This is a genomic window from Endozoicomonas sp. ALB115 (genome assembly GCF_049310245.1).
GTDB lineage: Bacteria > Pseudomonadota > Gammaproteobacteria > Pseudomonadales > Endozoicomonadaceae > Endozoicomonas.
Genome location: NZ_JBLYZG010000038.1, coordinates 22267 through 37691 on the forward strand (window position 1 = coordinate 22267; position 15425 = coordinate 37691).

A 15425-nucleotide genomic window follows, 5' to 3' on the forward strand; every position below is an offset into this window, starting at 1 on the left:
AAAAAGTAGACTATTTTAGGGCATCAGCAGGCAGCAGTTTTTACTGTTTTTTTTCTCTTCCTTTTTCTTTTTTTGGGCTTTTTGGTTTGCTCTTCTAAATATTCTTCGGCGGTAAAATAACAGTCATCTGAAAATTGCCCTCCATCATCGGCAGTAAAATATGCCTCGTCTGCCACCCACTCGCCGCTGTTAAGTGACACAGAGCCATGAGCCTTTGGCAGGACGGCTAACTTTGCCTTTATTTGCTCAATAACTATTTTCATTGAATCCTGTTTCCAAAGCTTGTTCGACGGGATTTCAATGACTTCAAATCCTGATTTTTGCAGCAGGGCGATTTTCAGCAACGTTGAACCATTCCTGGTTTTGTAATCAGCACTCACGTAATGAGAAGGTCCCTGAATGTCGATCACCGTATTGTAATCTGGCAGTTGCAGGTCAACCGGAGGTAATGAGTTCAGACTCTTTTCTTCCTCAATCTTCAAAGACGGAAGGCTTGATTGGAGTTGATCGCGGAAAGTGGATTGTGATTCTGAAATGGATATCTGGTAATGGGGGACCACCGGACACGCTTTTCCAAGCCAACTTGCGGCCATGGCAGTGACGGTTTGAACCTCTATAATGCCCGGACATGTATTTTCCAGGCGAGAAAAAAGTTCACCTATGTGCTTTTCAAGTGGGTTTTTATCATTGCTACCTGAGTCCAGATAAAATCTGGCACAGAATACCATGACTCCCCAAAGAGACATCGATATCTCTTGCTCAGAGAGTTGAGGTTTTTTACTGATTCTGTCGACAAGAGAATTGAACGTAGATTGAACCAGACTCAGCTCAATGGCCTCACCCAGTTTCGCCACAGCCCACAGCAGGTTGGTGATATGCTGAGGAGTAAAGCGGTCTCTCTCTTCTTTTGATTCGGCTTTGGTTGTCACCTGGTACAACAACGGAGCCAGGACCTCTTTGAACTTCGTGGTCTTCTCCAGCTGCAGCCCGTTGTCCACCAGTGTCGCCACGGCCCAAAGCAGGTTGGCGGCAGCTTGAGTGTTGAAGTAGTCTTTCTCTTCTTTTGATTCAGCTTTGGTTTTCACATGGGGCAATAGCGCGACCACGGCCTCTTTGAGCTTCGGCATCTTGTCCAGCTTCAACCCGTTGTCCACCAGTTTCGCCAAGGCCCACAGCAGGTTGGCGACTTCCTGCAGCTTGAAGTGGTCTTTCTCTTCTTTTGATTCGGCTTTGGTTTTCACATGGGGCAACAGCGCGGCCACGGCCTCTTTAAGCTTCGCGGTCTTTTTCAGCTCCAGCCCGTTTTCCACCAGTTTCGCCAAGGCCCACAGCAAGTTCGCGGCTTCCTGTGGCATAAAGTGGTCTTTCTCTTCTTTTGATTCGGCTTTGGTTTTCACATGGGGTAATAGCACGGCCACGGCCTCTCTGAGCTTCACTGTCTTCTCCAGCTTCAGACCGTTGTCCACCAGTTTCGCCACCGACCACAGCAGGTTGGAGATATGCTGAGGAATAAAATGGTTTTTCTCTTCTTTTGATTCGGCTTTGGTTTTCACATGGTTCAGCAGCGCGGGCACGGATTCTTTGAGCATCGCTGTCTTCTCCAGCTCCAGCCCGTTGCTCACCAGTTTCGCCAAGGCCCAAATCAGGTTGGTGATTTGCTGAGGAGTAAAGTGGTCTTTTTCTTCTTTTGATTCGGCTTTGGTTTTCCCCCAGAGCAGCAGCGCGACGATGGCTTCTTTGAGCTCCGGTGTTTTCTCAAGTTCCAGCCCGTTGTCCACCAGTTTCCCCAGGGCCCACAGCAGGTTGGCGATATGCTGAGGAGTAAATTGGTCTTTCCCTTCTTTTGATTCGGCTTTGGTTTTCACAGGTGGCAACAGCACGGTCACGGTCTCTTTGAGCTTCGGCGTCTTCTCCAGCTTCAGCCCATTGTCCACCAGTTTCGCCACGGCCCACAGTAGATTGGTGACTTCCTGTGGCTTGAAGTAGTCTTTCTCTTTTTTTGATTCGGCTTTGGTTTTCACATGGGGCAACAGCGCGGTCATGGCCTCTTTCAGCTTCGGCATCTTCTCCGGCTTAAGCCCATTGCCCACCAGTTTCGCCACCGCCCACAGCAGGTTGGTGACTTCCTGTGGATTGAAGTGGCCTACTTTTGATTCGGCTTTGGTTTGTACATGGGGCAACAGCGCGGCCACGGCCTCTTTCAGCTTCGGCGTCTTCTCCAGCACCAGCCCATTGTCCACCAGTTTTGCCACGGCCCACAGCAGGTTGGCGATACCTTGTGCATCAATATCCCTGGTTTCAGGTTTTTGGTTGCACTTAAGTATTAATGCATCAAGTAAAGTTGACAGTAAAGCGGCTTGAGTTTCCCCATACCCCTCATTCATGTATTTATGAGGGGTAAAAACAAAAACACCCGCTGAAGTAAATGAATGCAGCGTTGTTGTCAGACTTCGCCAGGACCACCAGGGTGTCACTTTAAAAGCATGCAACAATGGTATCAGTTGGCGTTGTTCACTATGATTTAATAGTCGTTTTGCCCCTGATGTGTACCGTTTGATTGAACAGGCAAATTGACCATGATTTCTACCATCATCGCGGTCACCATAACGAGCAGATATCCTCGCCAGCCAATCCATTTTTTCTGGTGTGATGAGAGCATTAAAACCATGAACAGGTTTTATTGAATGCCCTGGTGGATGGTTAGCAGAGCAGGCATCAGAAGCAGGATAAAATTCATTACGCTTCCGGGTATAGCGTAGTGGCATATGCACCTTCCTGACTGTGCCATGCCTGTATCGCGCACTCCCTGAAGCACCGACATGATCCTCCGGTTGTTTATAATCATTACCGGATGTCGTGTATTTCTGACTTATGCCAGCACCAGCTCTATCCATATTTATATTTCATTCGTTCATGGAAAATATAAAAAGTAGACTGCTGTCTTGTTTATAGTTCATCTTGCCTGAGTGTCTATAAACTCTGGTTTAATTAATGCTTATGTAAATAAGTTTTACCGGCTTTTCTTCTCTTCCTTTTTCTTTTTGGTTTATCTGTTTGCTCTTCCAAATACTCTTCGGCAGTAAAATATGCCTCGTCTGCCGACTCCTCTTCCCTGTTAAATGACACAGAGCCATGAGCCTCTGGCGGGACGGCTAACTTTGTCTTTACTTGCTCAATCACTGTTTTTATTGACTTCTGGTTCACAAGCTTGTTCACCGGGATTTCAATGACCTCAAATCCTGATTTCTGCAGCAGGGCAATTTTCAACAACGTCGAACCATTTCTGGTTTTGAAATCACCACTCACGTAATGAGAAGGTCCCTGAATGTCGATAACCATGTTGTAATCTGGCAGTAGCAGGTCAACCGGAGGTAATGAGTTCAAACTCTTTTCTTCTTCAATCTTCAAAGACGGAAGGCTTGATTGCAGTCGATCGCGAAAGGTGGATTGAAATTGTGAAATACTTGTCTGGTAATGGGGGACGACCGGACACGCTCTTCCAAGCCAGCTGGTAGCCATGCCAACGATGGATTCATCCTCTGTATCTATTGGGAATGTATTTTCCAGGCGAGATAACAGGTCACCTATGTGCTTTTCAAGTGAGCTTTTATTGCCATCATAAAGATAAAACCTGGCACAAAATACCATGACTCCCCAGAGAGACATCAATATACCTTGTTGAGAGAACTGAGGGCTTTCACTGATTCGGTCGACAAGAGAATCGAACGTAGATTTAACCAGGTTCAGCTCAATGGCCTCACCCAGTTTTGCCACGGACCACAGCAGGTTGGCGATATGCTGAGGATTAAACTGGTCTTTCTCTTCTTTTGATTCGGCTTTGGTTTTCACATGGGGCAACAGCGCGACCACGGCCTCTTTGAGCTTCGGTGTTATCTCCAGCTCCAGCCCATTGTCCATCAGTGTCGCCAGGGCCCACAGCAGGTTGGTGACTTCCTGTGGCATGAAGAGGTCTTTCTGTTTTGTTGATTCGGCCTGGGTTGTCACATGGGGCAACAACGCGGCCACGGCCTCTTTGAGCTTCGGTGTTTTCTCCAGCTCCAGCCCGTTGTCCACCAGTTTCACCACAGCCCACAGCAGGATGACGGTAGTTTGAGTGTTGAAGCGGTCTTTCTCTTGTTTTAATTCGGCTTTGTTTTTCACATGGGGCAACAGCGAGGCCACGGCCCCTTTGAGCTTCGCTGTCTTCTCCAGCTCCAGCCCATTCTCCACCAGTTTCGCCATGGCCCATAGCAGGTTGGCGACATGCTGGGCATTAAAGTGGTCTTTCTCTTCTTTTGATTCGGCTTTGGTTTTCACATGGGACATCAGCGCGGCCAAGGCCTCTTCGATTTTCGGTGTCTTCTCCAGCTCCAGTCCATTTTCCACCAGTTTCGCCACGGCCCATAACAGGTTGGCAATATGCTGTGGAATAAAGTGGTCTTTCTCTTTTGATTTGGCTTTGCTTTTCACATGGGACAACAGCGCGGCCACGGCCTCTTTGAGTTTCGGTGTCTTCTCCAGCTCCAGTCCATGCTCCACCAGTTTCGCCACGGCCCATAACAGGTTGGCAATATGCTGAGGAATAAAGTGGTCTTTCTGCTCTTTTGATTCGGCTTTGGTTTGCACAAGGGGCAACAGCGCAGCCACGACCTCTCTGAGCCTCGGTGTCTTCTCCAGCTCCAGCCCATTGCCCACCAGTTTCGCCAAGGCCCACAGCAGGTTGGCGATATGTTGAGGAATAAAGTGGTTTTTCTTTTCTTTTGATTCGGCTTTGGTTTTCACATGGGGCAGCAGCGCGGCCAAGGCCTTTTTGAATATCGGTGTCTTCTCCAACTCCAGTCCGTTGTCCACCAGTTTCGCCACGGCCCACACCAGGTTGGTGACTTCCTGTGGCTTGAATTGGTCTTTCTCTTCTTTTGATTCGGCCTTGGTTTTCACATGGGGCAACATCGCCGCCACGGCTTCTTTGAGCTTCGGTGTCTGCGCAAGCTCAAGCCCGTTGTCCACCAGTTTCGCCAGGGCCCACAGCAGGTTGGCGGTACCTTGAGTGTTAAAGTGGTCTTTCTTTTCTTTTGATTCGGCTATGGTTTTCACATGGGGCAACAGCGCGACCACGGCCTCTTTGAGTTTCGCAGTCTTCTCCAGCTCCAGTCCGTTGCCCACCAGTTTCGCCATGGTCCACAGCAGGTTGCTGATACCTTGTGCATCAATATCACTGGCTGCGTTTTTTTGGTTGCATTTAAGTATTACTGTATCAAGTAAAGTTGACAATAAAGATACTTGAGCTTCCTTAACCCCTTCATCCATGTATTTATGAGGGGTAAAAACACCCGCTGTAGTCAATGAATGAAGCGTTGTCGTCAGGCCTCGCCAAGCCCACCCGGGTGTCGCTTTAAAATCGTGCAACAATGGTATCAATTGGCGTTGTTCACTAAGATTTAAAGGTCGTTTCAAAGCTGATGTGTATTGTTTAATTGAAGTGGCAAATTGACTGTGTTTTTTACCATCATAGTACTCACCGTAACGAGCAGATAACCTCACCAGCCAATCCATTTTTTCTCGTATAATGAGCGCATTTAATTCATGAACAGGTTTTACTGAGTGTCTTGGTGGACAGTGAGAAGAGCATACGTCAGAAGTATTATAAAATTCATTACGCCTCGGGATGTAGGGTAAAGCATGCCCCTGCCTGACTGTGCCATGCCGGTATCGCCCACTCCTTGAAAAACCGGGATGATCATCCGGTTGTTTATAATCATTACCTGATGTTGTGTCTTGCCAACTTATACCATCACCACCTCTATCCATGATTATTCCTGAATTCAAGCCGTAAAGAATATAAAAAGTAGACTACTGTTCTGTCCAAGGCTCATTATTCAGAAGGGTTGCCAGTTAGCGTATGATAAAACTGATAACAGATTTGATGACCGGTGATTCTCGGACAGCCTCCCAGGGCATCAACAGGCAGCAGTTTGAACGTATCAATGGAGCAGACAACCATGCCGGAGCTACCAGAAGTTGAAACCACCCGGCGAGGCATTAAGCCTCATATTGAAGGTCACACCATTCAGGAAGTCATCGTCCGTGAACCCAGACTCCGCTGGCCGGTGCCTGACAATATCAATCAAATCCTCAGTGGCAAGACGATCAGGCAGGTAAAGAGAAGGGCAAAGTATCTGCTGCTGGATACCGGGTCAGGCCACCTGATTCTGCACCTGGGGATGTCCGGCAGCCTGAGGGTGATAACAACCAATGCACCTGTGGAAAAACACGACCATATCGATATTCTGCTGACCGATGGCCAACGGTTAAGATACGCAGATCCTCGCCGCTTCGGCGCTGTTCTCTGGTCTGCACGCCCTCTTCATGAACATAAGCTGCTCAAGCATTTGGGGCCTGAGCCGCTGGACAGTGAGTTCACGGCCCGGCGTCTATGGCAAATGTCCCGGGGCAGAAGCCAGTCTGCCAAGACGTTTATCATGGACAATAAAGTAGTGGTCGGTGTCGGTAATATTTATGCCAGTGAAGCGTTGTTCAAAGCCGGGATAAGGCCTGACCGGGCCTGTGGCAAAATCTCTCTGAACCGCTATGAACGGTTAGTCGATGCCATCAAAGAGACTCTGGCCAAAGCCATTGAACAAGGCGGCACCACCTTGCGTGATTTTGTCGGGGGAGATGGCAAACCCGGTTACTTTAAACAGGAGCTGGCGGTTTATGGCCGGGCAGGCCAGCCGTGCATAAAGTGCGGCAAAACCATTAAGGCAATAAAACTGGGGAACCGGAGCAGCTGTTATTGTGCTCATTGCCAGCGGTGATGAACGACAGTATTAGGTTAACGACTATTGCGTGCAAAAAAATCAGGAACTTGTCACGGGCTTAAATGGTCAGATTCTTCACTGTTTGCATATCATCTCAAACCAGTGAAAACAGGTTTTTTCAAGTAGCTGCCAAGACGGGGTCATGGAAAGTAGATGAATCTTACAATTAACGGCAAATATCATCCCCGGGGGAATCGGTATCAGGTAGACAAACCTTACGAAGGGTTTGGTAATGTCATCAAGCTGGACATATATTCTACGGGCTATGGCCGTAGAGCCTACTTTGCCAAAACTCAACGGGTTGTACAGGCTGTATCCTGCCAGCATCCCATCCTGGTTGACTCGTGCAGGTCAAGCAGTTGCCTGGTAGAAATGGATTTTTCCAGCCGCTATATAGTGGTTGCCGATGAGTGGCGAGGCCCTGACTTTCATGTGATCGTCCAAAAATTACAAGAGAGAAGGATATACGCCTTGACTCCAGTTCAACGTGAAGATTTTCATGCCGTAAAATCCATGCTTGAAAAAAGCTACTACACAGACGACGGTGAGTTAAGGGACAGTACATTTAAAGGGCATTTGTCTCCGGCAAACATGGCTGAAGCGGGCATCGGGTTGCACAAAGAAGGAGTCGAAGGAGTCGAAGGAGTCGAAGGAGTCGTAAACTGTCACTATGGTTTGTCTGGATATCTCGCGAGTGACTATGAGCACCACTATATGTCAATTAAACGATGGCATGACTGCTGGTCTACACCAAAGGTCAGGCATCAAGAGTTGTATAATTGTCCGCCCTGCATAGAGAGAAAAAAATACCAATATCCAGTGTTGACCACTGAGTCTGGTGATGATGTCACCGGAGCAACATTCCAAATGGTCATAGGGGGTGGTTTTGTCCCGCATCTAGACCCCGGTTGCACACAAGCAGTGCTGGTGACTAACAAAAATCATGAATTCCCTGTAATGGACAGCCAGGCCGCACAACGCGAAGTGTTTTTGATCATAATCGACACACTGAAGAAAGGGATCAGACACAGGGTTGAGAAAAATGATATTGGTATTTTGGACTTCGCCCAACAGGTTCAACAGGTGATATATCTTGAACACTTCAATGCCTTATTGGTGAAGCTTCAGCTGGAAACAGACCGATTCATAACGCTTTTAAACCAGTTTCAATTGCAGGTAGAAAATAAAGATGACAAAGATGAGATCAGAAAAAAAATAAAGGTAATTACTGAGGCATTAAAAGCGGATGTCATTAAAAAAGAAATAAGTGAATTTATTGATGTAATCACTAATTACGAGAAGGCAAACGCTTTTTCAACAATAATGAAACGACTGAAAGACCGAAAGCGTATGGCTGGAGCCGAAGATATGCCTGAGCTTGATAGGGTTGAGCAAGAGCTGGTCAAATTGAGTAAAAGTTATTCCGGGCAATTTTTTCTGGATAATTTTTTTGACAGTTCCGTCAAGACAGCAGACTTTGATGATTTTTTTGCCGATTTTCAGCACTATTTCTGGAACAGGTCAGACGACAATAAGTTAATTGCTGATATAATGATTTCCCGTTCTGAACTTCTGGCAGCCATACACCCGGTTCATGATAAAGTCGAAGAGCTGTTAACCACCTACCTGGAAACTTGCAATAGCCAGGATCCTTCTGTTTCAGACAACCCTGCTCAAACTTTGCAAAGCCCCCTGTTAGGTGAGTTTGTACCCTGTCGGCTAACCTCTGCATCCTTGGCTAATGATGAAACGTCTTATTTATGGCAAACAAGGAATACTTTTCGAATACCAAACTGCTGCGTAACCGGCTGGTTGACTGACACTGACCACGTACTTCACTGTCATTTACCATCCTGATTATCGGTTACTCTGCACAATGATAAGAACTGTGGGGCAGCTTTTTCTTCAAGACCTGATACTGTTTTTTTGTTAAAAAGATCATTTTCTGAACCCAGAGGTTAACAATGAGCAACTATCAACGTAGCTCGGACAGTAAACTGGTCTATTCCACCGATGTTGGTCGAATCAAGGAAGAAGTCGCCCAACCGGAAGTGGTGGGCGATGGCAACGTGCGGGTCCGCCCGGAGAAAAAAGGGCGAGGCGGTAAACTGGTCACCGTCATCAGCGGGCTGCCACTGTCAGGTAATGAACTGAAAGCGTTTGCCAAGCAGTTAAAGAAGCGCTGTGGCGGCGGGGGTGCGGTTAAAGAGGGTAATATTGAACTTCAGGGAGACCATGTTGATATCATGGTTGAACATTTGAAAAAAGCGGGTTTTGATGCCAAGAGATCCGGTGGCTAGCAGACACCGGCTGGCTACAGAACAAGCCAGCCGGTGATGGTTAAGACTGAACGGAATCAAACGGTTTTCAGCCGGTCAGCATAAGCCTGCAGCTCTGTGCCCAGTTGCTTGATCAGTGGATCGTCATTATCTCTGGTCATCTCCAGAGCGGATATCTCAATAAAACTGGCCACTGACATGGTTGCTGCACGTGTTTGCTGACAGGCATCAAGAATGTTACGCACAATTCCCAGCGTTTTCGTTCTTTGTTCCTGCAGTTGACCGGTGAACAGCTGGTTGTACCATTTTGCCGAGGTACCGCTTTCCAGCGATGCCATCGCCTGCACAAGCGCTTGCGGAATATCAACGTTACTGATCCCGGTCTGAGCTGCATCAGGCTGCTCTATACAGGTCCAGACTTCAAGAAACAGTGCGATGATCTTACTGGCCTGGTCGTTGGTAAGCGACTTCTCCGTGAGTGCTTCCTGAATGTGTGTCCGGCACCCGGCAATAGCTTGCTTTGCCTGTGCGTTTACCGGCGACTGATCGGTGATTTTCTGTAGTTCGGTATCTATGTTGTTCAGTAACGCTTCCTGCCGGGTATCTGAGCAGGCAAGTGTTTCCGTCAGTTTTCTGCTGAGCTGGGAGAGAATCTTCGAGTGTTCAGACTGGCTGTTTTCGCATTCGCTGTTGATGTTTTCTGCCTGCTTCTGGATTAACCCTGTGGTCTTGTAATAATCCGAATACTTTGTGAGTACGGCGTCGTTTAACTGCTTATGCGTCTGGCTGGTTTCAGTCGGGCGATAACCATTGATTTCCGACGTCAGCTGTTTCGGTATTGTGGTTATCAGACAATCAAAAGCGGCCGCTCCCGACATCAGGCACGCCAGCTTCTGTTCATCGCCAATCACTTTGAATGCCTCAATCATCTCTGCCAGGCGAGCCTGTTCATCGGCTTTCTGGCGGGCAAACATCTGCAACAGTGCCTGAGTTTCATGGGGTTTATTCACCACATTGAGTGTTTTTTTCAGGTGGGTTGGCGAGGTAAATATCGGACCATAGACATTGATAAACTGCTGATCAAACGCCTGATCTTCAGCATTTTCTCCAGACTGGCAAAGCAGCTGTTCAACGTCTTTAAATTTATTCAGTACCGTTTTTTGCGTTAACGGTGCAGGGCCATCCAAAAGCAGCTTACGGCACAGCAGGTTTAACAAATGGTATCGGCTGTTGCCCCGGTCAGGTGTCAGCTCTGTTAATAGCTGCCAGACTTCACCAGGCAACTTTTTATCGAAAGAAGCCAGTTTGCCAATGGCCTTGTCGATTTGAGTCAACGCCTCCAGGGAAAGCTCCGGCTCGTTAGTGGATGAAACACTGTCCAGCAGCGCAAGGGCATCCTGGCACGCTTTACAGGCCTTATCAGGGTTCATTGACAACCGTTCACTCTTCTGTCCGGCCGCTGACAGGAAGGGGCTGAGAGGAGCATAGTGCTGATATTCCGACGCCACGTAACGGATAACAGACTGGCTGGCTCTTTTGCTGGTTTCAAGGCCGTCAGTATCGAGTGTTATTGCCAGTGCTTTTAGCGGCTGTGATACCAGATCTTCCGCTGAATATGTCGGCTTCTGGCTTTGAGAATGTGGCAAGGGTGCAGCATGGGCAGGTTCAACCTTAATGGTGGATATCGGTTTAGCAGAGGTGCTGGCCATATTATGCAAAGAGGCTGTAACACCGGGGTTCTGCACTTGCTGCTTTAGCTCCGACGCTTCCCGTTCCAGGCGTTGACTTAACTGTTTCTGAAGTATCTGTGCCGGCTTTAAGGGTTTGGTATATCTGGTTAGCCGACTTTTGGCCTCTTTAAAAACACTCTCAACTTTTGCCAATTCATCCACCGCCGACGGCAGCAGTTGCTCAATGGGTTCTTCTTCTGATTTTTTCCGCGTTGATGCGAGCGCTTTTTCCAGATTTTTTATCTTTTCCAGTGGCGGCATTAATCCCCGAATCATGAACGCTGAGATTTCAGAAGAGTGCCGATATAAAAAACGATCATCCATCAACAGGCTCTGGATTCTCTGGTTGTAGCAGGTCATCAGCTCATGAGCCTTTTTGTAGAGTTCTGACAGTTTTTTCCTGAGTTCACTCTTATCACTGATTGCAGCCGCAGACAGTGCACTGATGTCAGACAAAAGCTTCTGCTCTATGGTTCTGGAATCCTGTTCCCACGGCTCAGCGGGATACTCTTGCAGCCCCCCGTTATCAGCAGGCTCTGCCACAACCTGCCCTTTAAGTTTGCGGTGATCGGTAATCTGCTCAGACGGAGCCTTACCCTCAGCATGGAATGGGCCATTAATAGTGACAAGCGCTTCACTACTTGAATCTTTTTGTATTTGCTCAGAATCCATGACCGTTGTCCTTTCCTTGCCTTCAGGCGTTTAACCTCTGTGTGCCAGAAAATGCCGTTTTCTGGCCTTTGTTATCATCTTTATTCTGTTTGCAGTGGTACGCTGCTTACCCGGAGCCACTCATGGCTAATTACTGATAATTACTCGGCAGCGTAGCTGGATGCTGGATAACGGCTCGTCGGAAAGGGACATCCTGTGTCAGACTGGATGCCTGCTTAAAGAGGTAGCAGGAGCCTGCTGGATGCAGCGCAACCTGTTTCTGCACGGAGTCGTGGGGTTTAAACGGGGAGTTTGCCTTGACGGCGGGTTTACTCGAAACCATCCGCCCATGAAGTGTCGGTCATGCGAGGATCGTCGATCCGCTGGCCGAAGCAATTGTATTGTTCTTCCCTGATACGCTTGAACACAAACGGCTCAAACAGCATCCGGTAAATTTTACTGGCGTTACCCCCGTTTTTGGTTTTACGGTGACAGCTTTCGATCAGCCGTTCCTGTTCCAATTTCTTTAAACCCGCACTGACTGTAGGCTGACTGGCTCCAACTATTTCTGACAGCACCCCCTGACTTGGCCAACATTCACCGTCTGAATTTGCAAAAGTCGCCAGTACAACCAGCAAAAATTTCTGTGTCGAATTGAGGTTGCCGAGTCCTTTGGTATTTATTTGCACACGAACCATTTTCATTACCCCGATTGTGTACGCAAACGAAATCATTGCTATACTGCCTCCTGAGCAGTAGCTCATTGCTATACAGGAAAACCCGACGAGGAGTTGCTGCTCCGTTTGAGTCGGGTTTTTTCTTGCGTGTCAGAAACATAGACAGCCATCGGGATAATGCAAGAATGTTTCGATATACCCTATCAAAACAGACTCATTTCAATATCGAAATCTCGATACAAACAAGATAAAGAACAGTATCAAAGAACAAGTTGCACAATGCGGCCTACGTGGGTGAACATAACACAGCTTTCAGGTACGGTTCTTTGCTTTGGCTTGCAAAGCAACTTTTTCCTCATCAGACAAAAAAGCAATACTCAAACCGTTTTCCTGTGCCTGGCGGATATCATCCTGTGTCAGCCCGGCCGCAGGTGCCGCCACCTCATATTCATGAGGCAGTTCAATGCCCTCTACCGCCGGATCGTCCGTGTTGATGGTGGCCAAAATGCCATGGTCGAGAAACTGCTTGAGTGGATGGCTCTGAATATCGGGGAAGGTATTGGTCTGGATATTGGAGGTCAGACAGGACTCAATACCGATCTTATGTTCTGCCAGATAATCCATCAGCTCAGGGTCATAGATGGCTTTTACCCCATGGCCTATGCGGGTAGCACCCAGTTCCCTGATGGCCTGCCACATGCTTTCCGGGCCAGCGGCTTCTCCGGCGTGAATGGTGATGTGCAGGCCAGCATCGCGAACCTGGCGGAAATGGTCAACAAACAGCGCTCCGGGTTTACCCAGCTCATCACCGGCAAGATCAATCGCAACCAGCTTGTCTTTGCATGCAAGGCAGGCGTCCAGCTCTTTCTGGCAGGCTTCCTGGCCAAAGGTACGGCTCAAAATACCGATCAGGTTGGTTGCCACACCGAAGTCACGGCTACCGGCAGTCACGCCGTCAATCACCGCTTCAACAACACCTTCGGGGTCAAGGCCGTGGGTCATCGCCATGTACCCCGGACTGAAGCGCAGCTCGGTATAATCAATGCGGGCGTTCATGGCATCTTCGACATTTTCATACGCTATCCGGCGGCAATCATCGTAGTCCGCAAGGACCTTAACGCCCCAGTCCAGCTTGCTTAAAAAACTGACCAGGTCCGGTTCCTGGCTGATGACCCGGACATGGGGAATCAGGTCTTTCAGGTTGTCTGCCGGGAGCTGGAGATTATTCTTCCTGCCCAGATCCAGAATGGTTGCCGGTCGGATATTACCATCCAGATGACGGTGGATATCGGTCAGGGGGATTGCTGGTGTAATCATGGCGTTGTACTTATTTCTATGATCAAAAGGTGAAGGGATTCTATGATACCTGATTTTTCAGATAAGGAGGCGTTCCCGAGGGCCTTGGATTGGAGAAAGCAGGGTGCATGGCGGTTTCGAATGTCGGCTCCTTCAGGAACCCACGCGGTAAGACCCTTTTATGGGCTTTTGGCAACAGCTGATCGCGGGAACGAGTCCATAAGACCAATGTCCGGAATCATAATATTCCGGACAGTCGACCAGATGTTAGTGATTAAACTGCTTGAAACGTCTGATCAGGCCATTGGTTGAGCCGTCCTGATCGGTGGTTTCCTCTTTGGCGCGAATTTTCTCAATCAGACGATCACCCAGTACTTTACCCAGCTCAACGCCCCATTGGTCGAAGGGGTTAATTTGCCAGATAGTGCCCTGGACAAAGACTTTATGCTCATACATGGCAATCAATGCACCGGTGGTTTCCGGTGTGATCTTTTCAGGAACAATCATACTGTTCGGACGATTGCCCGGAATCACCTTGTGAGCAGCCAGACGTTCCACCTGGTCAGCATCCATACCAGAAGCGGTGAGTTCATCCCGCACTTCTTCCAGTGTTTTGCCCTGCATCATGGCCTGACTCTGGGCCAGCGCATTGGTAAACAGCCAGGGATGTTGTTCGCCAATCGGGTTATGAGTGGTGGCCGGAGCGATAAAGTCCACGGGAATTAACCGTGTGCCCTGGTGCAGCAGCTGGTGGTAGGCGTGTTGGTCATTAGTACCGGTTCCGCCCCAGATGACTGATCCGGTGTGGTAGGCAACTGTGCTGCCGTCTTCACGGGTACGCTTGCCGTTACTTTCCATATCCACCTGCTGCAGGTGGCCCGGCAGATCACGCAGGAAGTAGTCATAGGAGATAACAGCATGGGAGTCAGCACCCATAAAGTTCTGATACCAGACGCCCAGCAGACCGGCAATCACCGGCATGTTTTCTGCCAGAGGAGCTGTGCAGAAGTGCTGGTCCATGGCTTCAGCGCCTTTTAGCAGACGCTCGAAGTTGTCGTAGCCGACCACCATGGAAATCAACAGGCCAATGCTGGACCAGAGGGAGTAGCGACCGCCAACCCAGTCCCACAGCGGCAGGGTGTTTTCCTGGGCGATACCAAACTGGTCAATGGCCTTGAGGTTGGTGGAGATGGCCATAAAGTGTTTACGGATATCCTGCTCGGCACAGCCCTGGGCAATCATCCAGGCTCTGGCTGCCTGGGCATTTTGCAGGGTTTCCAGGGTACCAAAGGACTTGGAGGCAACGATAAACAGCGTGGTTTCCGGATCAATTTTACCCAGAACTTCAGACAACTCGTTAGGGTCAATATTCGCCACAAAGTGATGTTCAAAACCCTTAACGTGGTAAGGGGTCATAGCATTAATAGCAGTTTTGAGCCCCAGGTAAGAACCACCGATACCAATATTCACGATATGTTTGATGGGCTTGCCGGTATGGCCAAGCCACTGTCCGGAGTGAACCTGTTCAGTCATGGCCTTCATACGGGCACGGGTTTCGCAGATCCCGGGCATGATGTCTTCACCACCCACCATCACCGGAGCATCACCAAAGCTTCTCAGTGCCGTATGGAGTACCGCACGCTTTTCCGTGTAGTTGATCTTGTCACCGGCAAACATGGCGTCACGGGCTTGTGCCAGATTGGCCTGCTCCGCCAGCGTTACCAGGGATGTCATTACATCGTCGTTAATCAGGTGCTTTGAGTAATCAAGAAACAGGCCAGCAGCTTCAAGGCTGTAGCGGTCAAACCGGTTTGGATCTTCAGCAAACAGGCTGCGCAGATGGGTATTGGCCAGATGTTGTTGCAGAGCCGTCAGGTCTTTGGATGCGGGCAGATGATCCAGAGCAGTTGAGTTAATCACTGTCTTGCCTCATTAGATAAGGATGGAAATAAGGGTGGCAGATAGATTGGATAA

The 15425-nt window shown here is 48.8% G+C and carries 9 protein-coding genes; 3 read left to right on the forward strand and 6 right to left on the reverse strand.

Translation table 11 applies throughout. The features are described from left to right. Positions 1 to 23: 23 nt before the first annotated feature. Both ACO6VE_RS16100 and ACO6VE_RS16105 read right to left on the reverse strand, forming a co-directional pair. Positions 24 to 2894, reverse strand: coding sequence for a DUF1601 domain-containing protein (locus ACO6VE_RS16100; RefSeq protein WP_422462297.1), 2871 nt, complete (start codon positions 2892 to 2894; stop codon positions 24 to 26). A gap of 94 nt (positions 2895 to 2988) precedes the next feature. Then, the gene (locus tag ACO6VE_RS16105; protein ID WP_422449589.1) at positions 2989 to 5808 is read right to left on the reverse strand and encodes a DUF1601 domain-containing protein; all 2820 of its coding nucleotides are present in this window, start codon (positions 5806 to 5808) and stop codon (positions 2989 to 2991) included. Positions 5809 to 5999: 191 nt separating this feature from the next. On the opposite strand from ACO6VE_RS16105, the gene mutM reads away from it, so the two are divergent. The 3 genes from mutM (at position 6000) to yciH (ending at position 9118) form a co-directional block, all read left to right on the forward strand. Beyond that, positions 6000 to 6815, forward strand: a complete 816-nt coding sequence (mutM, locus tag ACO6VE_RS16110) for a bifunctional DNA-formamidopyrimidine glycosylase/DNA-(apurinic or apyrimidinic site) lyase (protein ID WP_422462319.1) — start codon at positions 6000 to 6002, stop codon at positions 6813 to 6815. Positions 6816 to 7190: 375 nt separating this feature from the next. Beyond that, on the forward strand, positions 7191 to 8675 hold the full coding sequence (locus ACO6VE_RS16115) for a hypothetical protein (protein WP_422462299.1): 1485 nt from the start codon (positions 7191 to 7193) through the stop codon (positions 8673 to 8675). A 107-nt stretch (positions 8676 to 8782) separates the two neighbouring features. After that, positions 8783 to 9118, forward strand: coding sequence for a stress response translation initiation inhibitor YciH (gene yciH, locus ACO6VE_RS16120; RefSeq protein WP_422462301.1), 336 nt, complete (start codon positions 8783 to 8785; stop codon positions 9116 to 9118). Between the two features lie 56 nt (positions 9119 to 9174). Here yciH and ACO6VE_RS16125 read toward each other — a convergent pair whose 3' ends face one another. From ACO6VE_RS16125 to pgi, 4 genes are all read right to left on the reverse strand, one after another. Then, complete coding sequence (locus ACO6VE_RS16125; RefSeq protein WP_422462303.1) at positions 9175 to 11499, reverse strand: hypothetical protein; 2325 nt, start codon at positions 11497 to 11499, stop codon at positions 9175 to 9177. 308 nt (positions 11500 to 11807) lie between these two features. Continuing rightward, on the reverse strand, positions 11808 to 12176 hold the full coding sequence (locus tag ACO6VE_RS16130; protein ID WP_422462305.1) for a helix-turn-helix domain-containing protein: 369 nt from the start codon (positions 12174 to 12176) through the stop codon (positions 11808 to 11810). 291 nt (positions 12177 to 12467) lie between these two features. Beyond that, a complete protein-coding gene (gene add, locus ACO6VE_RS16135; protein ID WP_422462307.1) occupies positions 12468 to 13472 on the reverse strand; it encodes an adenosine deaminase in 1005 nt (334 codons plus the stop codon). Positions 13473 to 13718: 246 nt separating this feature from the next. Beyond that, a complete protein-coding gene (gene pgi / locus ACO6VE_RS16140; protein WP_422462309.1) occupies positions 13719 to 15371 on the reverse strand; it encodes a glucose-6-phosphate isomerase in 1653 nt (550 codons plus the stop codon). Positions 15372 to 15425: the final 54 nt, after the last annotated feature.

What these genes read in the sequence shown, in the direction of transcription:
- mutM (WP_422462319.1), top strand. Translation starts at nt 6,000, where the DNA reads ATGCCGGAGCTACCAGAAGTTGAAACCACCCGGCGAGGCATTAAGCCT.
- yciH (WP_422462301.1), top strand. Translation starts at nt 8,783, where the DNA reads ATGAGCAACTATCAACGTAGCTCGGACAGTAAACTGGTCTATTCCACC.
- ACO6VE_RS16105 (WP_422449589.1), bottom strand. Translation starts at nt 5,808, where the DNA reads ATGGATAGAGGTGGTGATGGTATAAGTTGGCAAGACACAACATCAGGT.
- ACO6VE_RS16100 (WP_422462297.1), bottom strand. Translation starts at nt 2,894, where the DNA reads ATGGATAGAGCTGGTGCTGGCATAAGTCAGAAATACACGACATCCGGT.
- ACO6VE_RS16115 (WP_422462299.1), top strand. Translation starts at nt 7,191, where the DNA reads ATGGATTTTTCCAGCCGCTATATAGTGGTTGCCGATGAGTGGCGAGGC.
- ACO6VE_RS16125 (WP_422462303.1), bottom strand. Translation starts at nt 11,499, where the DNA reads ATGGATTCTGAGCAAATACAAAAAGATTCAAGTAGTGAAGCGCTTGTC.
- ACO6VE_RS16130 (WP_422462305.1), bottom strand. Translation starts at nt 12,176, where the DNA reads ATGGTTCGTGTGCAAATAAATACCAAAGGACTCGGCAACCTCAATTCG.
- add (WP_422462307.1), bottom strand. Translation starts at nt 13,472, where the DNA reads ATGATTACACCAGCAATCCCCCTGACCGATATCCACCGTCATCTGGAT.